The 25,448-nt window shown below is 33.3% G+C and carries 23 protein-coding genes; 14 read left to right on the top strand and 9 right to left on the bottom strand.

Annotated elements, in window-relative coordinates; genetic code table 11:
• Window positions 1-16: 16 nt before the first annotated feature.
• From sufB to AVL50_RS02485, 3 genes are all read left to right on the top strand, one after another.
• Window positions 17-1,483: a Fe-S cluster assembly protein SufB gene (sufB, locus tag AVL50_RS02495; RefSeq protein WP_062614898.1), complete on the top strand. Its 1,467-nt coding sequence runs from the start codon at window positions 17-19 to the stop codon at window positions 1,481-1,483.
• 319 nt (window positions 1,484-1,802) lie between these two features.
• Window positions 1,803-2,879, top strand: coding sequence for a PAS domain-containing sensor histidine kinase (locus AVL50_RS02490; RefSeq protein ID WP_157491110.1), 1,077 nt, complete (start codon window positions 1,803-1,805; stop codon window positions 2,877-2,879).
• A gap of 9 nt (window positions 2,880-2,888) precedes the next feature.
• Complete coding sequence (locus AVL50_RS02485) at window positions 2,889-3,245, top strand: response regulator (RefSeq protein WP_062614896.1); 357 nt, start codon at window positions 2,889-2,891, stop codon at window positions 3,243-3,245.
• Here AVL50_RS02485 and AVL50_RS02480 read toward each other — a convergent pair.
• Entirely contained in the window at window positions 3,242-3,709 is a 468-nt protein-coding gene (locus tag AVL50_RS02480) for a hypothetical protein (RefSeq protein ID WP_062614895.1), read from the bottom strand. The genes AVL50_RS02485 and AVL50_RS02480 overlap by 4 nt on opposite strands.
• A 193-nt stretch (window positions 3,710-3,902) precedes the next feature.
• Complete coding sequence (gene rpoN / locus AVL50_RS02475; protein ID WP_062614894.1) at window positions 3,903-5,378, bottom strand: RNA polymerase factor sigma-54; 1,476 nt, start codon at window positions 5,376-5,378, stop codon at window positions 3,903-3,905.
• 288 nt (window positions 5,379-5,666) lie between these two features.
• Between rpoN and AVL50_RS02470 the strand changes: the two genes are divergently transcribed.
• From AVL50_RS02470 to AVL50_RS02435, 8 genes are all read left to right on the top strand, one after another.
• Window positions 5,667-6,065 carry a rhodanese-like domain-containing protein gene (locus AVL50_RS02470; RefSeq protein WP_062614893.1) on the top strand — a complete coding sequence of 133 codons (399 nt, stop codon included), beginning with the start codon at window positions 5,667-5,669 and terminating at the stop codon, window positions 6,063-6,065.
• Between the two features lie 104 nt (window positions 6,066-6,169).
• Window positions 6,170-6,931, top strand: coding sequence for a peroxide stress protein YaaA (yaaA, locus tag AVL50_RS02465; RefSeq protein WP_062614892.1), 762 nt, complete (start codon window positions 6,170-6,172; stop codon window positions 6,929-6,931).
• Window positions 6,932-7,110: 179 nt separating this feature from the next.
• Window positions 7,111-8,070 (top strand): hypothetical protein, encoded by a 960-nt coding sequence (locus AVL50_RS02460; RefSeq protein WP_062614891.1) that lies wholly within the window; start codon window positions 7,111-7,113, stop codon window positions 8,068-8,070.
• The gene (locus AVL50_RS02455; protein ID WP_062614890.1) at window positions 8,071-9,585 is read left to right on the top strand and encodes an NAD(P)-binding protein; all 1,515 of its coding nucleotides are present in this window, start codon (window positions 8,071-8,073) and stop codon (window positions 9,583-9,585) included. It begins immediately after the preceding gene.
• A gap of 29 nt (window positions 9,586-9,614) precedes the next feature.
• On the top strand, window positions 9,615-10,469 hold the full coding sequence (locus AVL50_RS02450) for a DUF350 domain-containing protein (protein ID WP_062614889.1): 855 nt from the start codon (window positions 9,615-9,617) through the stop codon (window positions 10,467-10,469).
• A 223-nt stretch (window positions 10,470-10,692) separates the two neighbouring features.
• On the top strand, window positions 10,693-12,780 hold the full coding sequence (locus tag AVL50_RS02445; RefSeq protein ID WP_062614888.1) for an outer membrane beta-barrel family protein: 2,088 nt from the start codon (window positions 10,693-10,695) through the stop codon (window positions 12,778-12,780).
• A 154-nt stretch (window positions 12,781-12,934) separates the two neighbouring features.
• Window positions 12,935-14,521, top strand: a complete 1,587-nt coding sequence (locus AVL50_RS02440) for a hypothetical protein (RefSeq protein ID WP_062614887.1) — start codon at window positions 12,935-12,937, stop codon at window positions 14,519-14,521.
• 112 nt (window positions 14,522-14,633) lie between these two features.
• Window positions 14,634-15,245 (top strand): 4'-phosphopantetheinyl transferase superfamily protein, encoded by a 612-nt coding sequence (locus AVL50_RS02435; protein WP_062614886.1) that lies wholly within the window; start codon window positions 14,634-14,636, stop codon window positions 15,243-15,245.
• An 8-nt stretch (window positions 15,246-15,253) separates the two neighbouring features.
• On the opposite strand, the gene AVL50_RS02430 is transcribed toward AVL50_RS02435, so the two are convergent.
• Window positions 15,254-15,451, bottom strand: coding sequence for a hypothetical protein (locus AVL50_RS02430; RefSeq protein WP_062614885.1), 198 nt, complete (start codon window positions 15,449-15,451; stop codon window positions 15,254-15,256).
• A 391-nt stretch (window positions 15,452-15,842) separates the two neighbouring features.
• Between AVL50_RS02430 and AVL50_RS02425 the strand changes: the two genes are divergently transcribed.
• Window positions 15,843-16,520 carry an NAD-dependent epimerase/dehydratase family protein gene (locus AVL50_RS02425; RefSeq protein WP_062614884.1) on the top strand — a complete coding sequence of 226 codons (678 nt, stop codon included), beginning with the start codon at window positions 15,843-15,845 and terminating at the stop codon, window positions 16,518-16,520.
• 124 nt (window positions 16,521-16,644) lie between these two features.
• Here AVL50_RS02425 and AVL50_RS02420 read toward each other — a convergent pair whose 3' ends face one another.
• Together AVL50_RS02420 and hemA are read right to left on the bottom strand one after the other, a co-directional pair.
• A complete protein-coding gene (locus AVL50_RS02420) occupies window positions 16,645-17,121 on the bottom strand; it encodes a globin domain-containing protein (protein WP_062614883.1) in 477 nt (158 codons plus the stop codon).
• A gap of 35 nt (window positions 17,122-17,156) precedes the next feature.
• Window positions 17,157-18,191: a glutamyl-tRNA reductase gene (hemA, locus tag AVL50_RS02415; RefSeq protein WP_062614882.1), complete on the bottom strand. Its 1,035-nt coding sequence runs from the start codon at window positions 18,189-18,191 to the stop codon at window positions 17,157-17,159.
• A gap of 344 nt (window positions 18,192-18,535) precedes the next feature.
• Between hemA and yiaA the strand changes: the two genes are divergently transcribed.
• A complete protein-coding gene (yiaA, locus tag AVL50_RS02410) occupies window positions 18,536-18,931 on the top strand; it encodes an inner membrane protein YiaA (protein ID WP_062614881.1) in 396 nt (131 codons plus the stop codon).
• 45 nt (window positions 18,932-18,976) lie between these two features.
• Here yiaA and AVL50_RS02405 read toward each other — a convergent pair whose 3' ends face one another.
• The 3 genes from AVL50_RS02405 to AVL50_RS02395 form a co-directional block, all read right to left on the bottom strand.
• On the bottom strand, window positions 18,977-20,323 hold the full coding sequence (locus AVL50_RS02405) for a leucine-rich repeat domain-containing protein (RefSeq protein ID WP_062614880.1): 1,347 nt from the start codon (window positions 20,321-20,323) through the stop codon (window positions 18,977-18,979).
• Window positions 20,324-20,429: 106 nt separating this feature from the next.
• Window positions 20,430-21,947, bottom strand: a complete 1,518-nt coding sequence (locus AVL50_RS02400) for a M56 family metallopeptidase (protein WP_062614879.1) — start codon at window positions 21,945-21,947, stop codon at window positions 20,430-20,432.
• A complete protein-coding gene (locus tag AVL50_RS02395; protein WP_062614878.1) occupies window positions 21,940-22,317 on the bottom strand; it encodes a BlaI/MecI/CopY family transcriptional regulator in 378 nt (125 codons plus the stop codon). Before AVL50_RS02395 ends, AVL50_RS02400 begins: the two co-directional genes overlap by 8 nt.
• Window positions 22,318-22,701: 384 nt before the next feature.
• Between AVL50_RS02395 and AVL50_RS02390 the strand changes: the two genes are divergently transcribed.
• Window positions 22,702-23,097, top strand: coding sequence for an energy transducer TonB (locus tag AVL50_RS02390; protein ID WP_062614877.1), 396 nt, complete (start codon window positions 22,702-22,704; stop codon window positions 23,095-23,097).
• A gap of 128 nt (window positions 23,098-23,225) precedes the next feature.
• Here the strand turns inward: AVL50_RS02390 and AVL50_RS02385 are convergent, their stop codons facing one another.
• Complete coding sequence (locus AVL50_RS02385) at window positions 23,226-25,238, bottom strand: YgiQ family radical SAM protein (RefSeq protein WP_063850513.1); 2,013 nt, start codon at window positions 25,236-25,238, stop codon at window positions 23,226-23,228.
• Between the last annotated feature and the right edge of the window lie 210 nt (window positions 25,239-25,448).

The following is a 25,448-nucleotide window of genomic DNA, read 5'->3' as shown; positions in this document are numbered from 1 at the left end:
GAAAACGTTTTACATAATGAGTGCAGATCAGGATAATAAAATATTAGAAGACTTTACGTCCAAAGAATATGAGCACGGTTGGACTGTTGACATTGAAGCAGATCAAGCTCCCAAAGGACTAAACGAAGAGATTGTAAGATTCATTTCTGCTAAGAAAGAAGAGCCAGAATGGTTGCTAGAGTGGAGGCTTAGTGCTTTCAGAGAATGGCAAAAGATGGAATGCCCAGAGTGGGCTAATGTTGTCTATGAAAAAGTAGACTACCAAGACATCATTTACTATTCTGCTCCAGTACAGAAAAAGGCTATCGAATCATTAGAAGAAGTAGACCCTGAACTATTAGCTACTTTTGAAAAATTAGGTATTTCTCTTGACGAACAAAAGCGTTTGACAGGAGTAAAGGATTCAAACATTGCAGTTGATGCAGTTTTTGATTCAGTATCCGTTGCTACTACTTTCAAAGACACTTTAGCAGAGAAAGGAATTATTTTCTGTTCTTTCTCAGAAGCAGTTAAAGATCATCCAGAGTTAGTGAAAAAGTATCTTGGATCAGTTGTTCCAGTAAAAGATAATTTCTTCTCGGCGTTAAACTCAGCTGTATTCTCTGATGGTTCATTCTGTTACATTCCAAAAGGAGTTCACTGTCCAATGGAATTGTCAACTTATTTCAGAATTAATGCATCAGGTACAGGTCAATTTGAGCGTACTTTAATTATTGCTGAAGATTCTTCTTACGTATCTTACTTGGAAGGATGTACAGCTCCTCAACGTGACGAAAACCAATTACACGCAGCGGTAGTTGAAATTTTTGTTCATGAAGATGCTGAAGTGAAGTACTCAACAGTACAAAACTGGTACCCTGGAGACGAAAATGGTAAAGGTGGTGTTTACAACTTTGTAACTAAGCGTGGTATCTGTGATGGTAACAACTCTAAGTTATCATGGACGCAAGTTGAAACAGGTTCTTCTGTAACTTGGAAGTATCCTTCTTGTATCTTGAAAGGTGATAACTCAGTAGGAGAGTTCTATTCTGTGGCTGTAACAAATAACATGCAACAAGCAGATACAGGTACTAAAATGATTCACATCGGTAAAAACACTAAATCTAGAATTGTTTCTAAAGGTGTTTCTGCTGGTAAATCTCAAAACTCATACAGAGGATTGGTGAAAGTGAACAAGAACGCAACAGACTCAAGAAATTTCTCTCAATGTGATTCATTGTTGATGGGTGACCGTTGTGGTGCTCATACATTCCCTTACATTGAAGTAGATAACCATACATCAAAAGTAGAACACGAGGCAACAACCTCTAAAATTGGTGAGGACCAAATCTTCTATTGTAATCAAAGAGGTATCGACACAGAACAAGCTGTCGCTCTAATTGTAAACGGTTACTGTAAAGAAGTATTGAACAAACTACCAATGGAATTTGCTGTGGAAGCTCAAAAATTATTGGCTTTATCACTAGAAGGTTCTGTAGGTTAATCGTTCTACAACAAGAATTACACAAGGCCACCTCTGCAAAGGGGTGGTCTTTTTGTATAATACAATGTGCATAATTCATTACACTATTTTAGGAATCTTGATAAGCAATGATTGAAAGTACATCAAGATTTAGTATTTTAAATAAGTGGTAGAAAAGTAAGTAAGGAGATGTACTTCTTAAGAATCTCATTGATTCGAATATTACAATTACACCTTGTGAAATTGACTGTAACTATCACAATACTATTTTGAAAAATTATTATCCCTACTAAATGTTTAACCTAAAAATCAAAAGTCAGTACAAGACATTCTACAAATTGTGAATTCAAAAAGAATACATAGAGAACAAAGAGTAAGTATAAAAGACCTAAGAATATTTGTTGATGCTATACCCACACCTGTTGTGATGCTTGATCAATCAAAAAGAATTGTAGCATACAGCAATATGTGGCCACAATTTTTTAATATCAATGAAGATATTCGTGGTGATGTATTCACATTTCATTTTAAAGATTTACAGTTAGATGAAAAAATTGATCAAGCCTTATTGCTTGTAGAAACGGTAGTCATTCCTTCCTTTGAATTTCATATTAATGGAGTTTTAAAATATCTACATATCAAAATCAATCCTTGGACAAGTGCAGAAAACGATATTGGTGGAGTGATGATTATGCTGGAGGATATAACAGAGGTAAAAGAGAAAGAGATTGCACTGCAAGAACACAATAATGAACTGAAGCAGTTTGCTTATATCACTACGCATGATGTGAAAAGTCCAATTACCAATATTAATAGTTTTTTACACTTTTTGAAAGAAGATACATCAATCAATGATCCCTCTTCATTGCAGGCTATTCATTGGATTGAAAAATCAATAGATAAAGCAAATACTAAAATCAATGACTTAGTGAAAGTGATTGAGCAAAGGGAATCCTCTGTTCTTTTAGAAAAGATTGAACTAGAACCATTAATTGAAGACCTTAAAAAGAGTATTACAGTGGATGAACTCTCTTTGAACGACTACCTAAAAGTTGAATTTTTAGGAGAACCTTACTTGAAGAGTTCTCAGAAACAATTAATTACTATCTTAGAAAACCTTTTAACTAATGGCTTGAGGTATAGAAAAAATACAATTATTCCTCAGCTTAAATTATCAATTGATACCACATCTGATAAACAAACAATAATCAGTGTTACTGATAATGGTGTGGGCATCGACTTAAGTGTACATAAGCAACGTATCTTTGGAATGTTCAAAAGGGCTAATGATGTAATTGATGGAAACGGTTTGGGATTATATTTAGCCAAACAAGCTTGTGAACAACTTAAGGGGAAAATAGAGGTGATAAGTGAATTGGGAGAGGGAACAACTTTCTTTGTCTACTTGCCAAAATAAAATTAAACTATGAATATTCTTTTAATTGATGATGATGAAGCATCTAATGCTTACACTGAAATTATATTAACTAGGTCAGGACTTTTATCAACACTTAATGTTTTCAGAAATGGAGAGAAAGCTTTAGGCTTTATTCTTGAAGAGGCTTCACGCCAAATCGATTTAATATTGTTGGATATTAATATGCCTGTTATGAGCGGACATGAGTTTTTGGAAGAATTGCATCAAAATAAAAAAAATATTGCTGTGGTGATGTTAAGTACTTCCATTATTGAAGAAGATGAACAAGCGGCATTGCAATACTCTTTTGTAAAAGGGTATATGAATAAACCTATTTCTTTTGAAAATCTTCAAAAGTTGATCTAAACGAGCGTATGATGTTGTAGGAAGTGTGCACTTAATACAGCACCACCATATCCACTGAGCAAGCCAATCAGTGCTCCGGCTAAAATTTGATAATAGGTGTGTGCTTTTAAATACAATCTTGCTGTCATTGCTACTCCAAGTAAAATAATACTGAATCCAAATGCATCAAACAAGATGATATTGGGTTCCGCTTCTGCTTCTCTAATAAAATAGTATAGAATGCCAGTCAATCCGGCTAACCCCACCGAATGAAGACTGATTTTATCTACAAAATTGGCAATGTTGGCATTGATCAGTGTTATAGTGACAGCGCAAAACGAAATGCTTAATGCTGTACTGACATTGATTTTTACGATAAGTAAATAGCACAATATTGCCACTGATAAAATCATGATTGATAGTGCAAAAGCACGTTCTTCTCTATGGTGCATTTGCGGACTTTTAACCACTCCAAACCTTTGCATGATTAAAAGACAACTAATAGGCATTAAAGTGGTGATGGTGGAAATCAAGCTAAATAATGACCATCTTGCTTTGGCATCTAGCCAAGGGGCTTCATTTACTCCAAAAAGAAATAACCCCGCAATAATGCAGGGTATAAATATGGGATGTAAAAGAACTGATATAATCTGAAATACTTTTTTTGTTTCAAGCATATTAAAGTTCTTTTCTCATTCTTGCTACTGGGATGTTCATTTGCTCTCTGTATTTCGCTACAGTTCTACGTGCAATGTTGTATCCTTTAATTCGAAGTAATTTTTCAAGTTTGTCATCAGAAAGAGGTTTTTTCTTATCCTCTGTTTCAATCATCTCTTTCAAGACAGATTTTACTTGTTTGCTACTTACATCTTCTCCGCTTTCTGTAGAAATACTTTCAGAGAAGAAGTATTTTAATGGATAAATACCAAAGTCAGTCTCAACAACCTTACTGCTTGCTACTCTTGAAACGGTAGAGATATCCATTTGAATAATCTCTGCGATATCCTTAAGAATCATGGGTCTCAACTGCCCTTCATCTCCACTGAGGAAAAATGGCATTTGATAATCCACAATGGCTTGCATGGTTCTTAGTAAAGTATCCTGACGCTGTTTGATGGCGTCAATGAACCATTTGGCAGCATCAAGTTTTTGCTTTACAAAACGCACTTCCTCTCTCATTTTCTTCGTTTTCTTAGGCGTTTTGTCGAAAGCATCAATCATATCTCCGTACTGACGGCTTACTCTCAAATCAGGAGCATTTTTACCGTTCAGAGAAATATTGATTCTACCATTTACTTCTTTTATAATAAAATCGGGAGTTAAGAATTGAGCAGATGCGGCGTTGCTATTCACTCCACCAGGTTTTGGATTGAGGTGAATAATCATTTCGATGGCATCTTTCATTTGCTCATCATCAATTCCCAGTCTTTTCTGAATTTTAGTGTAATGTTTCTTCTTGAATTCCTCAAAACACAGCACAATCATTTTGATAGCAATTTTGACAATAGGGTCATGCGTGTCTTTTTTCTTGAGTTGTATTTCAAGGCACTCCTGTAAAGTTCTAGCCCCAATACCTGGAGGGTCAAACTGCTGGATTTTCTTTAATACCGCTTCAACATGATTGAGGTCTGTTTCTACATTCTGCAAAAACGCAAGGTCATTGACAATTGCTTCTAGCGGCCTTCTAATGTAGCCGTCACTTTCAATACTGCCAATTAATTGTTCTCCAATCTGTTGTTCTACCTCATTTAGATTGAGGAAGCTCAGCTGTACGAGTAGAGAATCACCTAAAGTGTCCATCATTGGGATAGGGAGTTCTTTTTCATCAGAAACATCACCATCACCATACATTTTATAACCTGCTACATCATCTCTATTGACGTAGTCATCTAAATTTACTTCATCTATTGGGTCAATTTCAGGAATATCATCAAATTCGTCGTTGGTGTCGTCAGTAGTTGAGGCGTCATCACTTCCGAACTCTTGTTCTTCCCGGTCAGACTCCTTCCCTTCTTCAAGAACGGGATTTTCTTGAAGTTCTTCTTGGATTCTTTTTTCCAGCTCTATAGTAGGCACCTGCAAAAGTTTAATAAACTGAATTTGCTGTGGTGATAACGTCTGTGTCTGCTTGAGCTTCTGCGCCTGTTTTAACATGGTACTTGAAGTCAGTAATTAAAAAAATACATTTCAATACTTATATCAATAAGCAAAGAAATAATAACATATTCCTGATCAGTAAAGATCATAGCTTTTACCTAAAATTTGCACAAAAATCTATTGATTCATTAACTTGTGAAAACTTTAAACACTATGGTTATAGGTATAAGTCAATTATAGTACACGAAAAATAACATATTTTGTTGTGGAAATGAAATTAAAATCGTGCCATAAAATTATTTATACTGAAAATCAGTTATTTATATTTTTAAAAAATAATTTCTAATGAAAAACTTCTTCATCTTACTTTTTGTCGGAATTACATTTTTTTGTGCTTGTAGTAGAGCTGTAAACAATGAGCCTCAAGTGTCAGTGTCTGATTTTGTGAAAGTTAGGCAAGAAAATCCAAGTTCAGTTCTCTTAGATGTAAGAACTCCAGATGAGTTTAATGCAGGAACCATGGAAGATGCAATTAATATAAATGTAATGGGAGATTCCTTTTTGGAGGAAGTTAAAAATTTAGACAAAGAAACCACAGTTATGGTTTTTTGTAAATCTGGCGGGAGAAGTGCTAGAGCAAAACAAAAATTATTGGATCTAGGTTTTACTAAAGTAGTAGACCTTGAAGGCGGAATTACAGACTGGAAAAAGGCAGGAGGAAAAGTGATTGTTCCTCAACAATAAAAAAGGTCTATTGGTGCATAAACTTTTTTGATTGGACTAAGTGTACAATCAATCGTAAATTGCATTTAATTAATACAGAAAAAACAATATAAAGATATATTATTATGAAGTTAGTGGTTTCCCCGGCAAAGAGTCTAGATTATGAAACTCCATTTTCAACTGAGATTGTTTCTAATCCAAGATTTATGGATCAATCTGAACAACTGGTCAAATCATTAGCCAAGTTATCTTCTGAGGATATTGGGAAATTGATGAACATTAGTCCAAAGCTGTCAGATTTGAATAAAGACAGATTTATGGAATGGAAGAAGGAATTTGATCCGAATAATGCACGTCAAGCTGTTTTTGCTTTCAAAGGTGATGTGTATGTTGGTTTGGATGCTTATTCTTTAACTGGAGATGAGCAAGAATATCTTCAAGATCATTTGAGAATTTTGTCTGGACTTTATGGAGTATTGAAACCAATGGATTTAATGCAACCTTATAGACTTGAAATGGGGACTAAATGGGGTGTAGAAGATCACAAGAACCTTTATTCATTTTGGAAAGAAACGGTAACGGCTTCTTTGAATGAAGAATTGGAAGAGGGGGAGATGTTAGTAAATTTGGCTTCAAATGAATATTTTAAAGCTGTAGACAAGAAGAAATTAAAAGCGGATATTGTAACACCTGTATTCAAAGACCATAAAAATGGTGCTTATAAAGTCATAAGTTTCTTCGCGAAGAAAGCTAGAGGTTTGATGGTAAGATATATTGTTGACCACAAAATTGAAAGTATAGAAGGGTTGAAAGGGTTTGACTATGAGGATTATACTTTCAATGAAACATTGAGTAAAGGAAACGAACTTGTTTTTACAAGAGGATAAAAAATGTTATATCATTCATAAAAGCCACTTTAGATTATTCTAAGGTGGCTTTTGTACTTATATTTAGACTAATGAATAAGCAATGGTTATTTTCTAAGAAACTAGACCTCCTTTTTTTATATCTGCCCATTTTTATAACCTGGGGTTTATGTTTTCAGTTCGACAGCACATTTACAGATATGAAAATCCCGCTTCTGGTATGGGTGTTTTTTGTGTTAGGAGTAGATGTGTCACATGTCTGGAGTACTATCTTCAGAACCTATTTGTCAAAAGAGGAACGGAATAATTACAGTGGTATCATAAAATTGGCACCCATTATTGCTTTCCTTTTCACTTTTATTTTTTCATGGTATTCAGAAAGCCTTTTTTGGAGGGTTTTGGCCTATTTTGCTTTATATCATTTTATCAAACAACAATACGGCTTTTTAAAACTCTACAAAATCAAATCATCAATCAACGGGAAAATCTTTAAGGATGAGGTCATGATCTACCTAGGTACTTTGTATCCAGTATTTATTTGGCACTTTTTAGGAGATCGAAAGTTCAATTGGTTCAGCACCGATGATTTTATCACCTTTCCAATTCTTTCTACAACAATCGTAGAGATACTCAATGTCATTTATTTTGGTGTTTTGGTAGCATGGGTTGTTGAATTACTTCTTCTATCAAAGAATAGAATCAAGGAATTTCCGATAGGTAAAGTACTTTGGGTGTTCTCAACATTTGGTACATGGTGGTTAGGAATTGTGTACTTCAATTCAGATTTTTCATTTACCATTACCAACGTGATAGCACATGGCATACCGTATATGTTTTTAGTGTTTTATTATGTTGAAGAGAAAAAAGTAATACAAAATAATGATAATCAGTCCTTTTCAAAGGTTTTTGTGAGTGTGTTATGGATGTTGCTGATCTGTTTATTTTTAGGATCTTCAGAGGAATTGTTCTGGGATATTTTCATCAACAATGAAAGAGTAGACTTATTTGGAAATTGGCCTAATTTATATGTAGATCATCAGTTTTTTAGAGCATTAATTATTGCCGTTTTATCCCTTCCTCAAATCACACATTATATATTGGACGGTTTTATATGGAAAGGAAAAGATAACCCTTATCTCAAAAATATTTTTACAAGATAAATGAAAAGAAGACATTTTCTTCAGTTGTCCTCCACTGCGTTATTAGGAGTTCTTGCCGGTTGTAATACCAAAGAAGAAGACTATTTGTTTGAGATAGAAGTAAGGTCTGACGATAAAGTAGGGCACTTGGTCTATCAGAGTAAATCTTTTCCTAAAGAAACAGCAGGAAAGACAAAAACAATTATCATTGGTGGTGGTGTCGCTGGCTTAACTTCTGCTTATCGATTAAGAGAGAAAGATTTTTTATTATTTGAATTATCCGACCGATTTGGTGGCAGTTCGTCTTCAGAAACACACGGTTCCACTGTTTTTGCTCAGGGAGCTCATTATGATATGACTTATCCTGAAAAATTTGGTGGAAATGTGATGCAGTTATTAGAAGAACTGGATATTACTGAAAAGAATGGAGCCTTCTATCAATTTAAGGAAAAGGAGTATATAATTCCCGAATCATTTCTGACGACCTCAAAATATAAGGGAGAGTATTATAATGAAGTTCTTTTTTCAACGGATGAAACCAAGAAATTTTATGATTTAATTCAGCCATTCTATTCCAAAATAACGTTACCTTCAAGACTCTCAGCAGAAGAAACAAAAGTATTGAATAAAATAGATTTCAAGACCTGGCTTTTGGAGCAGGGGATCAACTTGACTGAACAATTAGTTACGGGATTGAATTATCATTTGATTGATGACTTTGGTGCTGGAATTGAAAAGGTTTCAGCTTTTGCTGGAATAGCCTATTATGCTGTGAGGCCAGAGTTTGGTGAATGCTGTGCTACTTTTTCTCCTCCAGAAGGAAATTATTATTTCATTAATAAGTTCTTAAAACATATTCCATCTGAGAAATTGAAGGAAAATCATCTTGTGACTTCTATTGAAAAAAAAGAGGGGCAATTTGAGATTACAGTTGTGGATGTTGCTGAAAAGAAAATTAAAGTACATCACGCAGAGGAAGTTATTTATGCAGGGCAAAAACATTCATTGAAATATATTTTAAAAGGTAAACAACCAGCTCTTTCAAACCTAGAACAAGCTCCTTGGATGGTAGTGAATATTCTATTGAAAGAGGGAAATACTATTCCTTTTGGTGCTTGGCAAAATGAAGACTTATCCAATGAATCAGAATTTATGGGTTTTGTAGATTCTACAACTCAAACCTCAAAAGGAGATAGAGTCCTGACAGCCTATTATTGTTTTGCTTCCTCTGACAAGCATCAATTGACTAAAGTTCCAGAGCTTAGGAAAGAAATTGTAGCACAAACATGTCAGAATATTTCTTCCTTTTTTAACCTCAAGGATGAAGAATTAATTTCTCAAATTGAAAAAGTATACATAAATTTAATGGGGCATGCAATGCCAATTCCAATACCTGACTACCTTTTTAATGATCTGAATGACAATAGAGAACATGAAAAGCTAGTGTATGCAGGAGTGGATAACGGAAGATTGCCCTTTTTAACTGAAGCCATTGATTCAGGTTTAAAAGCTGTTGAATTATTAGGGCATAAATAATCTTATTGATTCCATAAAACTAGACAATTATGAAAGAACTACTATTAGAAATTCTCACAGAATGGGGAATGAGCTGTATCTACATCCTCATTTTTGCCGTGATCCTTTTAATTTCAAAATTCCTCAAAAAAATCATTTACAAAGATAATGTAGATGTACAATTGACAGAGAAAGACAATGTGGCGTATGGAATTTCAATAGGAGGTTATTTTGTAGGTGTTTTTGCCATTTATATTGGAGCTTTAGTAGGTCCTTCGGTAGACCTTCTTCATGATATTATGAATGTAAGTATCTACGCACTTGGCGGAATTGCTGTTATGTTTCTATCCTCATGGATCAATGATCATTTGATTTTCAGAAGAGTATCAGTTCGGAAAGAAATTAAAGAAAAGCATAATATTGCGGCAGCTATTGTTCAGTTGGCTTCATTACTGGCTTCAGGTTTGATGATTGCAGGTGCCATTAAAGGTGAAGGTGGTGGACCTTTGCAAGCTTTTGTATTCTATTTTATTGGGCAGATATTTCTTATTCTATTTACAAAAGGATATATCAAATTTATGTCTTATGATATACAAAACCAGATTCATGAAGGCAACATCGCTGTAGCGTTTAGTGTGGCTGGTAAAATGATCTCAATTGGTATTATTGTGATGATGGCAATTGGTCATGATTTTCTGGGTTGGAATAAAACCTTTATCATGATTTGTATGGATGGAACGATTATGATTTTCTTACTACTTATTGTAAGTTATTTCTTTGATAAATTGATCATTCCAAAATCAGACCTTGATTATGAGCTGGTGGAAGATAAAAATATAGGAGTGGGAGTGCTGGATTTTTGTGTCAACTTAATGGTATCCCTACTTGTTCTATTTCTTTTTTAAAAGAAGATAGTTGAAGACATTTGAAGCACAATGGTGAATTTATTCGTCATTGTGCTTTTTTGTGTTATTGAAAAATAGTTAGATTTCAAATAAAATAAAATTCTCTTAATTTTTTCGTGGAAATATTAAAATATTCAATGTTAATGGTAATGTCATTTAATGGTGCTTACTGAGTAAGTGAATCTGACGTAGTTTTATATCAAACTAATAAATGTATTGATCCGTGAAAGACTACCTTTTTGTAATATTATTATCTTTTGGTTTAACCACCATTACTCAAGCTCAAGAAAGCGACATTACAACACAGAATACTAATTCCAATGACCGTTATGAAATTGGAGTTAATATTAAGATTGTAGATGGTAATGCTTTGGACGCTTTACAATTAATTCCAGCTGTAGATGTGGATGCCGATGGTATTGTTAGCTATAGGGGAAGTGAAGGTGTTCAGGTGTTTATCAATAACAGGCCTGCTAGCCAGTCAGGAGAATACGGGCCTATTTTGGAGCAAATCCTCATTCAAGACATAAAATATATTGATATTATTTCCAATCCGTCTGCTCGATATGACGCTGACGGTACTGCTGGTATTATAAATATTGCAACGAATACTAATAACCTGAAAAACACTTCAGCTAATGTAATGCTAGGATACGGTAGTGGTGAAAAGTATGATGGTGGAATCGGTTTTCAAAAGCAAGAAGGAAAATTGTCGATCAATTCATCTTATACTTTCAAAGAAGAAAATCGTTACACTTCAATGGATGCCAATCTTCAAAACTTTGGAGAAGATGAGCCTTTCAAAAATACAGATCAAGGTTATTATGGAGACAATAATTTCAAAAAGCATAATTTCCAATTAGGTGGGCAATATGACTTCAATGAACACAATAACCTTAGTGTTTCAACCAATATTGTAAAAATTGACTGGTTAAGAGATGGTGACCTTTGGACAGAAGTAACAGAAGAAGGAAATATGCCTCATAGGTCTATACAAACTAATACTGTAGATGGAAGTAAACTGAAAGGTGAAGTAAGAATGGATTACTTACATACAACCGACCGGGAAGGCGAAGAACTGGCAATTAGCACAGCTTATGCGGCAGGAGATGTAGGAATTTTTAAGGAGTTAGGAGTATTAGAACAAAACTATAAGGATGCCACTTTTTCCAATTTTTCGTTTCAAACTGATTATGCCAGACCAATTGGAAATCTCACATTTGAAACGGGTGTTAAACAGACAGTAAGAACAAAAACAGAAGGGTTTAATGTTTTGAATTATGATGAGAATTCAGACGATTTCTTACCAAATGAAGCAAGAAATAATATTTTCCATTACAATGAATATGTATCTGCAGGTTATGTGATGATTTCTGGTGCACACCGAAAATTTTCATATCAGGCAGGAGTGAGAGCTGAACAGACATTTATTAGAACAAATTTGGCCTCTGATCCAACGGACATTTATGAGAATGATTACTTCAAATTATATCCCAGTATCAATCTAAAACAGGGACTTTCGGAATATGATAATGTATTCTTCACCTACACCAAAAAAGTAGAACGACCAAGTATGAGAATGATTAACCCTTTCGAAGATCATTCAAATCCCAGTTATATTAATAAAGGAAATCCGGAGTTAGATGCATCATTTATCAATTCATTTGAATTAGGATATAATTTGAATAAAGAAAAAGTAAGCTTCAAAGGTTCTTTATATTATAGACTTTACCAAGACCCTGCAAGGTGGTACACTACTGAAGGTGACGATGGTGTAATGGTCAATTCTGTAGAGAATATGGATAAAGGTTCAGATGCTGGGGTTGAATTTATTGTAGATACTGAGTTAAAGAAATGGTGGAATGTCAACGCCAATGTCAATGTGTTTTATAATATGATTGATGGCAGGAGTATAGATCCCAACGTCTATCAGACAAGTCTCAATTGGAGAACAACAGTTACTTCGAATATGAGGTTATGGAAAGGGTCTCAGTTCATGATTGCAGGAACTTACCTTTCTCCTCAAAAAAATCCACAAGGAGATGTAGCTGGAAGGTATTTTATTAATGCCTCTATTTCACAATCTGTATTAAAAGGAAAAGGAAGTTTAGTGTTGGTCTTGGATGATATGCTAAATACACAAGAATATATAATGACTAGAGATCAACCAACTTTTTCAGAGGATAAAACTTATGGTTGGGAGTCAAGAGTAGTCAGATTGACTTTCAGGTATAGAATAGGAAATGCTTCATCAAGCAAGAAAAAGGCCTCTAGTGTATCAGAAGACGCCACTGATTCAATTTTTAATTAAAATATCGTTACTGTAACTGTGTAAAATATTGTTAATGTTTAAACTTAAACAATATAAATGCGGTATAACATAATATACGTCATAATGAAAGGTGCATATTCTAATGAATACACCTCGTATTACTACTATTATTTATACTACATTGATATTGATTATGAAAATTCAAGAACTATTAAAATTTATAGCTTTAAATATTTTAGTTTTAGCATTATTCTCATGTTCACATGACGAATTGGATGATTCACCATCCACTTTACCTATTCAAGTAAATACATTCGCAACCTATTCTATAGCATCATTTTCAAAAAGTGGCCGAGTGGACATTGAAATGGATGAAAATGATAAAATTATTGTTAGAGTAAATCTCAATCAAGCTGTTACGGAAGAGAATGCTGTAAAAATATACAATGGCTTATTTGATGGGACAGAACAAGAAGTTTATCTTACTTTAAACCCAATTCCAGCAGGTCAGACCAGTAGTGTTACGGAAGTACACCAAAGTGATAATGGGGAATCAATTCAGTTTGAAGACCTTGTTAAAGCCAATCGCAACCTTAGAGTGTTACTGAATAGCGAAGAGCCTTATTCAATTAATGTTTTTACTGATTTGGGTGAAAATGCTTTTGTTCAGTCTGGTGAGAAGAATTACCCACTTTATGATAAAGATTCAAGTATTGTAGCAGAAACAGTAATGTTGCCTCGTGAAAATGCAAGTCAAATGTTGGTTGCAGTGAAACTTATAGAAAAAGAAGACAGTAAAGAATATTACCCAAGTATTATTACAGGTAGTGCCGCAACAGGTTCGCTCATTAATGAAGTAATTGTAAGTCTGCCTCCTATTTTAAAATTTGGGAATGAGACAACGGGAAATATTTCTTTTGCCAATCTTTCTGACTTCACTGACCCTATGGCTATTGACAATGGTTTTATGACCGTTACTGAAGAATCAACTGCTGGATTAGAAATCGGCAGGGGAGATGTAGGTGGTAACGAATTGACTGGTAGTTACAATGATTATGTTTTTGACAACGAGAAAAATAAAAGCTACAAAGGTACGGTCCGCTTGCAGGAAAGAAGAAATGGTTATACTCTGATTGGATATCAAATGCATTCAGGTGATCATAACCCTTCACAAAACTCTTCAGTAGGATTGTATATATCAAATCATATTCAATACAACGAAGGTGAGGTGACGCAATTGGTCGAATATCAATCTAAAAGTGAGTCGGTTTTTTACTCAGATGTTCGTCAATTAAAATACAATGAATTATTAGTTTCTGATTACCACATCAGAATGTTCCAAGGAACAGAAGATAAAGGTGGAGATTACTATGTTGTATCCAATATTGGTACTGCTGCTTATACAGGAACAACATCTGAAACTTCTATCACTTATTTTGAAGATATTATTGCGGAACCTTTAAAAGTAAAATTGAAGCAGAGAGTTAATGGACAAACAGAAGGTGTAATTGAATTTGCTTCTTCTATTAATCCAGAAGAACGTTATGAAATCACAATTTATAAAGGCACTGATATCAATGAAGAGCACCCAACTGCTTTGGTCAATTTACTATCTGTAAAAAGTTCGGATGGTAATGTTTCTTACAGAGATCTACATTCAGATGCTAATGGAAATTCAATCGATTATATTGATATGGTAGGTGGTCAAAACCATTATAGAGTGAAAAGAAAAATTGATGGAGGAACTTATGAATATATCGGTTATGGTATAGTAGAATAATCAGTTCCCAAAAATGTTTGAAGGGTTATCATTATTGAATGGTAGCCCTTCATGTTTTTAAAAAATCTTCTTGTTATATTAGCTTTTCGTTTTAATTGAAAATGCTTAATTGATGAATAAACCCTACAAAATTATAACCACTACTGTTGATGCTGTAAAAGGGGAACTAGCATTGTTGGACGGTGAGGAATTGAAACGTTATAAAAGATTTATATCTGATATAAAAAGAGAAGAGTTTTTGACTGCCAGGACTTTTTTGAAATATACGCTTGCTAAAGAATTAGGCGTTGAACCCAAGCAGATCTCATTGTCTTATTCTGAAAATGGAAAGCCATTCCTTTCAAAAATATACGGAGAATTTTACTTTAATTTATCTCATAGTAATGGATACATTGTTTTAGCAATTTCCAATAATGAAGTAGGGGTAGATTTAGAGCCTATTTCTGCATTAGATGAAGAGAAATTAAAATGGTTTTTATCGACGCAAGAATTGAAAGAAGTAAAGTCAATAAAAGATGACGCACAGAGAAAACTTGCCTTATTTCAATTATTTACCATGAAAGAAGCCTTCATCAAAGCAACAGATAAATCGTATTTGCTTGATACATTTACTTTTTGGTATATAGATGGACAATGGGTGCTTCAAATAGATGGGGAGAATCATTGGAAGTTTGATTTGAAAACAATAGGAAATGAACTGGTTGTTGCTATTTGTTTTCAATAAAAATCATCCTAGAAAAATAATGGATGAAATCCTAAATATGAAACCATAATCTTGGCAATACTGGCCAATAAGAAAGTTGTGATTAAAAATGAAAGTGCCACAGCTTCTAACTTATCTAAACCTAGATATTTGAATAAAGAAGTAAACTGTATAGTTCCTAAACTAAGCAATGTGAGCACAATTAAGCCAATGATGAATTTTTCCATTTATTTATAATAATGAATCCTAAAACTGTTACAATTACAAAAATAAAAAAACGATGTTACTTAAATTTTACTTTTCTATAGTATTTTTCATTTCTATTAACATAAGATTGCATTGTAGCTTGTTATAGAGATGATTTTTGTTTCGGATGATGAATTTTTGGCTTGAAATAGAAATGCGAACAATAGCTATGTCTACTGTAAAAACCGATGAACGAGCTTCGGTTACAGGTATTTCTTTAGGATGTTTAAAACAAAAACTTTAATTAACAATGATGATGCTTATAAGATAATTTATTATTAACTTCTACGTTAGAAAATAAAGAATCAATCTATTACTGCTTTTCAAGAGGTTTATCTTGAATTTAAATTACTAATTGAATAAACTACTAGCATGGAGAAAATTAAAGTAATCATTACAGGAGCTACAGGGATGGTAGGCAAAGGCGTTTTATTAGAATGCCTTGATAGTAATGATGTCGAAAAAGTTTTGATTATTGTTAGAGAGACAACAGGAATCAAGCACCCAAAATTACATGAAGTAATCCATAAAGATTTCTCAGATTTTTCATCTGTCATCCCACATATGTCAGGCTATAATGCTTGCTATTTTTGCTTAGGTATTTCATCGGCAGGTATCTCCAATGAAAAGTACCATCAAGTGACATATGATCTTACACTTCATTTTGCAGAAATTGCCTTACCGCTTAATCCAGATATGACTTTTTGTTATGTTTCTGGAGCTGGAACCTCAACGGAGGAAAATTCATCAATGAATTGGGCCAATGTGAAAGGTAAAACTGAAAATGCAATTTTAGAAATGCCTTTTGAGAAAGCATTTATGTTTAGGCCTGGGTTTATACAACCTGAAAAAGGAGTATCTTCTAAAGTACCGTTGTATAAAATGATTTACTCATTTATATCACCTTTCTTTCCTGTATTGGATAAACTATTTCCAAGCAGTATCACTACAACATCTAGATTGGGTAAAGCGATGATCTCAGTAGTGAAAAATGGGTACTCAGCAACTCATTTAGAGAATCATGATATCAACAAAGCAGCCTTATATTAGGTTGAGAATTTTTGGTGGAAAAAAAGGAAGTCGGCCGGGTTGTAATTATTCTAGCAGTGAAAAGTTGGCCAACATTCCTTTTTTGTGTGTAGTTATCAGATTATTAAAAGTTCCAAGGGGGAGGTTAACTTGCTTTTTCAATCTCATTAGCCGCCTCTTTCATTATATTCGTCAAAACCGAAAAAATATTACTCCAAGCATCATCAACTTCACTTGTCCACTTCTCTTGAAGTACGGTTTGTAATGCATAAAATAAAGCCTTTTGGACAGCTTCATAATGTTTTTCCTGTATATTATATTCTACATGAGTTCTTCCGAAATCCTGCAGGATAGGTATTATCAACTCAAAATCTACCAGGCCATTTACAACAGCAGACAACATAGGAATGAGTCTGCGTTCTTGGTCCTTTGGGTCAACCATTAACGAAGACTCCAAAGAACTGTCAATTTTAAATAGCTTTGAGAAAAATAATTCTGAAACCTGTCCTCTATGTGGTGTTATTAAAGTAAAAGAGTTTTGAACGAGTTCAATCTGTTTATTTGAAACTAAATCTTTTGGACTGTTCTTCTTTTTCCCTAATAGTGAGCCTATAAAACCCATGTTATTAGTTTATTAAAGTAGTGAGGAATCTTAATTTATGCCGTAGCTTGACTGATTGAAGGAATATAGACAGCTTGATTAAAATTCTCCGTGAAATAATGGGTTTCCTCACTAATAATACTTTCTACTTGCGGGATTGTTCTTTTCCTTTTTAGAATAGTATGATCCGTCTGCTGTCCTAAATCATCCACGTTTAAAAGCTTTGTACCTAAACTGCAGATCTCAGTGGAAACGGTTCTAGGAGAACAAAGGTCAATTACAAGTTGAGGTGGTTTATTATTAAAGTGTATTGATTTATAAGAATGGGCCTGCTGACGAGCAGTGGTCAATACAATGTCAAACATGTGGAGTTTTTTGGAATGTAAACCATAATCAATACAATTAAAACCATAAGTTCTGCTCATTTCCTTAGCTTTTTTCATAGTTCTATTTGTAACCCACACATTTTTAGTGTTGAATTTGTTTAAGAAGTAACAGACATCACTTCCCATTTCTCCCACACCAATAATTAATACTTTCTTATTTGAATTCTTATTGTACTCCTTCTGAATAATATTAGCCGCTGCGTACGAGTTGGAAGTTATACCATAATTGTACTCTGTTTCTGAAGATACTCTCTGGTAGAAATGAATAAAACGATCCATCAATCTGCTCAACACCACTTTGCTCATTCCTTCTTCTTTGGCTATTTCAAAAGATTTTTTGAGTTGACCAAAAACTTGATGATCACCCAATAAAGTAGAGTTTAAGCCAATACCAGTACACAACAAGTGTTTGACAGTATCTTTACCTTCTTTCACTTCTACGTATTCCTTATACTTCTCTGAAGGAATAAGACATTTATACGCACAAAGTACTTGTAAAATGTCATTGGTTTTTAGGGTATCAGAACTGTAATATATCTCAGTACGGTTACACGAACTATAAATCATTGCTTCATTAATGGAAAGAACAACTTTCAGCTGATGAAGTAAATGTCTAATTTCTTGGTTATTAAGGGCAAATTTTTCACGGATATCAACATTTGCTTTCGCATGTGAAATAGAAAAGAGTTTTAATTCGGCTGTCATGGTATAATAATTTTAGTGTGAGAAGTATGGTATAAGAAAGTAGTGTAATAATAATGTTGCAAATATTTTTATTACTCTACAAAGGTAGATGTCCACCTTCTGCTTTACTATGCTATATTTCAATAGGCATTGAGTTTTATATGGGGTTTTAAACTGCTTTTTCGCAGAAATTGTTAATTTGCATATTTCCAATAAAAAGACCTATTGTTGATGCTTTAACATTTTTTACGAGTGAGTGAATAAACATTTATTATTAAACACTCGTTAAAAACCCTCAACTACGTCTTTAAGCCTCTTAATAAGATAGAAGAGGCCATTATAACTTAACTCTAAACAAATTAACTATGAGCGTGAAACCGTCAAATGCGTATGTGATTTCTTCATGGGTAGCCACTGGAATTGGTGTATTGGGCTATGCAATTGGATTATTTAGAGCTGAAATGGAATTGAATGAAAAAGGGTATTACCTAGTAGTTTTACTGTTTGCATTATTTTCAGCCATCTCAGTCCAGAAATGTGTAAGAGATAAACAAGAATTTATACCAATGACCAATGTTTATTTTGGTTTCAGTTGGTTTTCATTGATCGCATCAATATTGTTGTTAGGTGTAGGGTTGTTCAATGCGGATTTATTGCCAAGTGAGAAAGGTTTCTACGCTTTTGGCTTTATTCTATCCATATTTGGAGCTATCACAGTTCAGAAAAATACCCGCGATATTGCAAAATATGAAAGTTCTTAAATAGTATAAAAGGTTACTCTTCTTTAAAAGAGTAACCTTTCTTTTTTATAGGTTGACCAAAATACCTTTATCCTTCATAGGAGTAAATTTCTCCTTATATTTTTTCTCAAATTCTATCATGTTATCTGATAGGTTAACCATTTCAAGCTTTTGTAATTGGTTTAGTTCCACTGGAAAAGAAGTGATTTTATTGTTTGAAAGATCAAGATCAATGAGCATTTCCAGCTTCAATATTGAACTAGGGAAAACATCTAGTTGATTATTTTGAAGATGTAAAATTTGAAGTTTTTCAAAAGCACTTAGATCAAAAATGTATTCAATTTGATTGTGGTGAAGATATAGCTTTTCAAGCTTTGTAAGTTGTTGCATCTCTTCGGGTAAATCTTTAATCTTATTATAAGACAAGAATAGAGTATGTAGATTTTTTAACTGACCGATTTCCTTTGGGATAGTTTGAATTTTGTTATGGTAGATGTCGAATTCCTGTAACTGTGCTAATTGAAAGAATGTGTTTGGTATTTCTTCAATTTCATTGTGATATACAACGATATGCTTTATTTTTTTCAAATTACCTATTTCATTTGGTATAACACTGATTCTATTATGAGCAAGTACAAGACTTTCTAGATTTTCCAGTTCTTGTATCTTAGACGGAATTTCTAAAAGCTCACATTCATTCATGTTCAATTTTTTCAGCATCTTGAGTTTACATATACTGTAAGGATCAAGGGGTACTACAGTTTTGTTTAGATTTAAACTTTCAAGATGTTTTAATTTTTGTATTCTTTTAGTGTCTTGTAATGGATTATTAGACAAAACGAGTGTTTTAAGGTTCTTTAATCTTCTTAACTTTTTAGGTAACCTTTCCAAATTACATTCACTAAGGTTGAGGTATTCTATGTGCTTAAGTTTTGAAAATTTTAATCTTTGTCCAGAAAAATCATTTTTTGAAAGGTCTAAATATTTGAGATTTTTCAAATACTTGAATCTTTTAGAAATAGATTTTAATTGGTTATCTGTTAATATCAAAGTATCTAGATTTTCAAACTGAGTGAGTAATTCAGGAATTTCAGACCAATTAGAGTTAACTAATCGTAATTTTGTGGTGTCCCGATCAAGAGTATCAAGAAGCTGAGCGTACAATAGTTTTTTCTCTTCTCTTTTCTTGATGTCAGCTAATGAATCAGCCTTAGCCGTTTCTATGATTTGACGAAAATTCTCAGGATTTTTTTCTTTTAAAAAGTTATGGAATCTTGTTATACTATTGTTAAATTTTGCATCTTTTTCGGCTTTAAAAGCTAATTGTTTTTGATGGATTAATTGGACTTCTTTTCTACTTTGTGCGTTAGTAAACAAAGGAAGAAATAGAATGAAAAGAATTAGTTTATTCATGGTTGTAATATTAAAAAGCAGAACACTTTGGGTAGGTGTTCTGCGTAATAAAAATAGATTTCTGATCCAATCTATAAAATAGTTTGAAGCTAAGTTTGCCTATGCCTTATAATTTAAATGAAATTGGCATAATTAATCTTTGTTTAACAATTTTACCATCATTATTAGCAGGTGTCCAACCTTTCATTACAATTGAAGCTACCCTTAAAACTTCCTGATCTAGTAACGGATCCACGCTTTTTGCAATTTTGAAGTCTTGACCATTTCCTTCTTCATTAATAATAAATTCCAAAAACACTTTTCCTTCAATACCTTTTTCTTTTGCCTCTTTTGGGTACTTCATTACTTCTCCAATTTTCTTTTGTAATTCGGCCATCCCGCCAGGATATTCAGCTTGGTTTTGAGCTTCATCAAAGACCTCATCATTATTGGATACGTTAATTTTTTCTTTGGGAGTGAAATCTGAATTCACTGTCAATATCAACTTTGTTGAAGGAAGCTTCTTCATTTTTTCAATTAATGAGACTTGAGAATCATTTTTAAAATTGACAACAATTACACCTTGAACACTTCCATTGAAGAAAGTTGGTGTTTGATTTCCTTTTAATACATTGATGGATTGAATTTCATCAGGATTTAAATCTTCTGAATATGAATTATTTACGTCCCAATAAGTTCTTTCATCAATTTGATAGCCATAAACAATTTCAGTGGATACTTCAGACAGTTGAGAGTCAAAATCTACAATATCGAATTCATCCTTTACACAAGCTTGAAGAAAAATAATACTTGAAACTAAGATTGAAAAAGTGAAGAGACTCGATACTCTTTTCCATTGATTTGTACGTTCTTTTTTTAGCATTTTAATTCTGGATTTTACAGTTGAAAATTGAAAACCGTGGCCTACATTCAAAGAAATATCTTCAAAAAGAGACCTGATCATTAATTGACTGTATGATGCATCGTTAGTCATTTGGTTTGCCTTTTGATCGGCAAGGTATTCATGCTGCGTGCGCAGTGCAGCATCAATGAGGTATATAGCTGGATGGAACCAAAAGATGATCTTGAGGATTTCCATCAGAAAAATATCGAAGGAGTGGAGTTCTTTTATGTGCGTTCTTTCGTGTTGAAGAATCAGTTCTTGTTCAGTTTCAGTAAGCTTTGTTGTATTGTCCCAGAAAATATATTTCAAGTAAGCAAATGTTGGATATTTGCCTTCAGTATAAACAAGGGTACTTCCTTTAAATTGTATTTTCTTGTGAATTTGAATAAAACGGAACAGTTTAAAATTAGAAATAGTAAATCGAAGAGCTAAAACGGAAAAGATAGCCACATAAATTAGAAGTGTACTATTAATCCAAGTCCATTGGGTATCTGAATATTGGATTTTAGTTTGATCACCAATAGTCAATTCAGGTAAATAAATCGTTGGCAATGCCTCTGTTATTATTATCTGTTGCTGATCAGACAGAATATTGAACAAAGGAAAAATCAAACTGACCGTTACTCCTAATAATAAAGTGATTCTATTTTGTTGAAAAAAAGTTTCATTCTTATGAAATACAAAATAGAATAGTGATAAAACTAATAACCCTGTAGAGGATAATAATAGGTAACTAATCATCGCTTTCTTCTTTTTTAACTTGATCAATATCTTTTAGCATATCTTCTAGTTCGTTGAGATCAACATCTTCCTTTTTTGCAAAGAAGGAAACCATATTTTCAAAAGAACCACTAAAGAAACGCCCCACAAAACTTTTTAAATATTGATGTGAGTATTGTTCCTTAGTGACCAATGGGTAGTATTGGTGACTTTTTCCAAAAGTATTATGTCCCACAAATTCTTTTTGTTGTAAAATTCTAATGATCGTCGATACTGTATTATAAGCAGGCTTTGGTTCCGGCAGTTCTGCAATTATTTCTTTTACAAAAGCTTTATTGAGTTGCCATAATACTTGCATGACTTGCTCTTCAGCGGTAGTTAATTTTTTCATTATGATAGCATTTATATTTTGTTTGATGTCTGCAATTTATGAACTAAAAATTTAGTTTTCAAATTTATCAACTAAAAAGTTAGTTTAAAAACTAAAAATTTAGTTTGAATTAAAGTTTAATCATCATTATTAAATATGTAACATTTAGTTAATATTGGAGTGTTTTTGAGTTGTTGTTCTTTTTTGTGAAATATTTACCCTTTTTATCATTTGAGTGTGAAACTTTACACAATAAACTAGCGTTATAATGCTGTATGTGATGATAATCATCAAAAAAACTTAAGTGTACTTAGTACATTATTCAGTTTAATCCATCATCTTTATATTACATTAATGTTAATCAAAAGTAACATTAATGATTTTTAAATCTAAAAAAGTAAAGTCATGAATATTAAAAATATATTATTACCAGTAGCATTTATTTTCGGATTAGTAATTAATGTAGTAGCAAATAATCCAGAAGACGACAAGCCATTATTTACTTACCAACAAGCTAAAGTAGTGAATTATGAAGCTGTAACAGCAGAGATAAATTACCCAAAAATGGGAAAAGACATGGGTATTGAAGGTCAGGTGAAAATTAAGGCTTATGTAAATGCTGAAGGCGAGGTAACAAATTACAAAGTGATCAAAGGAAGTGAAATGCTTGCAGCATCTGTAGAAGAGGCAATTATGAAATTAGAATTTGAGCCAACTTTAGTGACTAATACAATTACAGGTGAAGTTCAGGCTGTTCCATCTTGGGTGGTTGTTCCTTTCAACTTTTCTTTGAATTACTAAAAGTTGAGAAATTAATTATAGATAGTTAAAATATAAACACCTCATTGAATCAATTATCAGTGAGGTGTTTTTTTATGTCTACTTGAAATGTATTCTACTGGATTTGTATTGTAGTAGAATAGTTCAATTTATCTTCTTTTCTTTTTTCTTCTATTAGAAGCTTTAGATTGTCCCATTTTCATCTCTTTAGAAGAGGTTGTTTTTCCTTTATGATGTGAAGTTGAACCACTGCCTGCTCTTTTAGGTTTGGAGCCTGATGTGGTATTTATCCTTGCTTCACGTTCATCCCTCTTGGCTTTAGCATGGTACTTCAATAAATCCTCTGCCATTTTAGAATTGCCACTTTTACGGAGCGTTTCTCTGATCCAAGATTGATTTTCTTTTTTGTACCAGAAGAAGAATTTATTCTGATCCTTTTTCTTTCTTGGGTCCTTTACTGTATCAACAGGTTTTAAAGTATAAGGATGCACTCCTGAATAATAAATTACCGTTGCAACAGTCATTGGAGTAGGAGTGAAGTCCTGAACTTGTTCCAATTGGAAGCCCATTTCTTTAGTCTCCAAAGCAAGATTAGCCATATCTTTCATCTCACAGCCAGGGTGACTTGATATAAAATAAGGAATCAAAGGTTGTTTTAATCCGTGCTTTTTGTTGATCTGATCAAACTTCTTTTTGAAAGTATGGAAATGCTTAAAAGAAGGCTTTCTCATAATTCTCAATACAGGGTCAGAAGTATGTTCAGGTGCAACTTTTAATCTACCTGGAATATGTCTTGTGACTACTTGCTCCATATATTCATGTAAACTTTTCGTCTCATCAGATTTATTATAATCACTGACTAAAAGATCATATCTGATACCACTGCTCACAAATGCTTTTTTGATTTCAGGGTGTTTATCTACTTTTCTGTAAAGTTGAGTCATCGCTTTATGTGAAGAATCTAAGTTGTCACATACTACAGGGTGTATACACGACGGACTTACACATTTATCACAAATTGACTGTACTTTACCTTTCATTTTGTACATATTAGCACTTGGTCCACCAAGGTCACTCAGATAGCCTTTGAAGTCAGGCATCGTTGCTACTTTGTCAATCTCTTTTAAAATAGAAGACTCTGAACGGCTTGCAATCATTTTTCCTTGATGTGCCGAAATTGTACAGAATGAACAGCCACCAAAACAACCTCTATGCATATTGATCGAGAATTTGATCATGTCAAAAGCAGGGATTGCACCTTGGTTGTTATATTTTGGATGTGGTAAACGAGTATAAGGTAAATCAAATGAAGCATCTATCTCCTTCTCCTTCATTGTTTTATAAGGAGGATTGATTATCAATCTGTTTTCACCAATAACTTGAGTTAAACGGTCAGCATATTGCTTATTTGATTCTCTCTCAATGTGTTTGAAATTCGAAGCAAACTTAATTTTATCTTCTTGACATTCTTCATGAGAGTGAAGGTCAATTGTATTCCAGTGTACACCTTTAGGAAGATCCTCTTCAACAGGTTGTAAGATGGCTGTTTGTTGAATTGTTTTCAACGAACGCATTGGCACGCCCTTTTTTACAAGCTTGATGATTTGCCTTAAAGGTTGTTCTCCCATACCATAAACTAAAATATCAGCTTCTGATTCTTCAAGAATAGAAGGTTTTAGTTTGTCAGACCAGTAATCATAATGTGTAACTCTTCGTAGAGAAGCCTCAATTCCACCAATAAGAACTGGAACATCTGGATACAGTTCTTTTAATACCTTTGAATAAACTATTGTTGCATAATCAGGTCGTTGACCAGATTCACCTCCTGCGGTGTACGCATCATTGGAGCGTCTTCTTTTTGCTGCAGTATAGTGATTTACCATTGAATCCATACAGCCACCAGTCACACCAAAAAATAGATTTGGTTTTCCTAACTGTTTAAAGTCGCTCAAGTCTCCTTTCCAGTTGGGTTGAGGTATGATTCCTACTTTCAGTCCTTCAGATTCAACAAGCCTAGCAATTACAGCAGCTCCAAATGAAGGGTGATCAACATATGCATCTCCTGATATAATAATGACATCCAGGCTATCCCACCCTCTTAATGCCATTTCTTTTTTAGTGATTGGTAACCAATCAGATAATTTATTCTCTCTTCTAATCATTCTATCTCAAGTTCGGGGTACAAATTTCGTAAGAATGTTACTAGAAAGTAAATTTTACGATAAAGTATTTCTGAAATGAAAGTGAATTTTTTGTTTATAAACTGATTTCTAATGTTTTTGTTCTTTTTCTGAGCAGATATTACTTGAGTAATAGATTGGGCAATGTGAATTGTACTACAAGAAATAATAGGATAATTTTGAAATATACTT

The sequence above is a fragment of the Flammeovirga sp. SJP92 genome, assembly GCF_001583495.1.
Taxonomy (GTDB): Bacteria; Bacteroidota; Bacteroidia; order Cytophagales; family Flammeovirgaceae; genus Flammeovirga.
This window is presented reverse-complemented; position numbering and strand designations above follow the sequence as displayed.

What these genes read in the sequence shown, in the direction of transcription:
- AVL50_RS02390 (WP_062614877.1), top strand. Translation starts at nt 22,702, where the DNA reads ATGAATATTAAAAATATATTATTACCAGTAGCATTTATTTTCGGATTA.
- AVL50_RS02440 (WP_062614887.1), top strand. Translation starts at nt 12,935, where the DNA reads ATGAAAATTCAAGAACTATTAAAATTTATAGCTTTAAATATTTTAGTT.
- yaaA (WP_062614892.1), top strand. Translation starts at nt 6,170, where the DNA reads ATGAAGTTAGTGGTTTCCCCGGCAAAGAGTCTAGATTATGAAACTCCA.
- hemA (WP_062614882.1), bottom strand. Translation starts at nt 18,191, where the DNA reads ATGACAGCCGAATTAAAACTCTTTTCTATTTCACATGCGAAAGCAAAT.
- AVL50_RS02480 (WP_062614895.1), bottom strand. Translation starts at nt 3,709, where the DNA reads ATGCAAAGGTTTGGAGTGGTTAAAAGTCCGCAAATGCACCATAGAGAA.
- AVL50_RS02435 (WP_062614886.1), top strand. Translation starts at nt 14,634, where the DNA reads ATGAATAAACCCTACAAAATTATAACCACTACTGTTGATGCTGTAAAA.
- yiaA (WP_062614881.1), top strand. Translation starts at nt 18,536, where the DNA reads ATGAGCGTGAAACCGTCAAATGCGTATGTGATTTCTTCATGGGTAGCC.
- AVL50_RS02430 (WP_062614885.1), bottom strand. Translation starts at nt 15,451, where the DNA reads ATGGAAAAATTCATCATTGGCTTAATTGTGCTCACATTGCTTAGTTTA.
- AVL50_RS02400 (WP_062614879.1), bottom strand. Translation starts at nt 21,947, where the DNA reads ATGATTAGTTACCTATTATTATCCTCTACAGGGTTATTAGTTTTATCA.
- AVL50_RS02385 (WP_063850513.1), bottom strand. Translation starts at nt 25,238, where the DNA reads ATGATTAGAAGAGAGAATAAATTATCTGATTGGTTACCAATCACTAAA.
- AVL50_RS02450 (WP_062614889.1), top strand. Translation starts at nt 9,615, where the DNA reads ATGAAAGAACTACTATTAGAAATTCTCACAGAATGGGGAATGAGCTGT.
- sufB (WP_062614898.1), top strand. Translation starts at nt 17, where the DNA reads ATGAGTGCAGATCAGGATAATAAAATATTAGAAGACTTTACGTCCAAA.
- rpoN (WP_062614894.1), bottom strand. Translation starts at nt 5,378, where the DNA reads ATGTTAAAACAGGCGCAGAAGCTCAAGCAGACACAGACGTTATCACCA.
- AVL50_RS02425 (WP_062614884.1), top strand. Translation starts at nt 15,843, where the DNA reads ATGGAGAAAATTAAAGTAATCATTACAGGAGCTACAGGGATGGTAGGC.
- AVL50_RS02420 (WP_062614883.1), bottom strand. Translation starts at nt 17,121, where the DNA reads ATGGGTTTTATAGGCTCACTATTAGGGAAAAAGAAGAACAGTCCAAAA.
- AVL50_RS02405 (WP_062614880.1), bottom strand. Translation starts at nt 20,323, where the DNA reads ATGAATAAACTAATTCTTTTCATTCTATTTCTTCCTTTGTTTACTAAC.
- AVL50_RS02395 (WP_062614878.1), bottom strand. Translation starts at nt 22,317, where the DNA reads ATGAAAAAATTAACTACCGCTGAAGAGCAAGTCATGCAAGTATTATGG.
- AVL50_RS02470 (WP_062614893.1), top strand. Translation starts at nt 5,667, where the DNA reads ATGAAAAACTTCTTCATCTTACTTTTTGTCGGAATTACATTTTTTTGT.
- AVL50_RS02460 (WP_062614891.1), top strand. Translation starts at nt 7,111, where the DNA reads ATGAAAATCCCGCTTCTGGTATGGGTGTTTTTTGTGTTAGGAGTAGAT.
- AVL50_RS02455 (WP_062614890.1), top strand. Translation starts at nt 8,071, where the DNA reads ATGAAAAGAAGACATTTTCTTCAGTTGTCCTCCACTGCGTTATTAGGA.
- AVL50_RS02485 (WP_062614896.1), top strand. Translation starts at nt 2,889, where the DNA reads ATGAATATTCTTTTAATTGATGATGATGAAGCATCTAATGCTTACACT.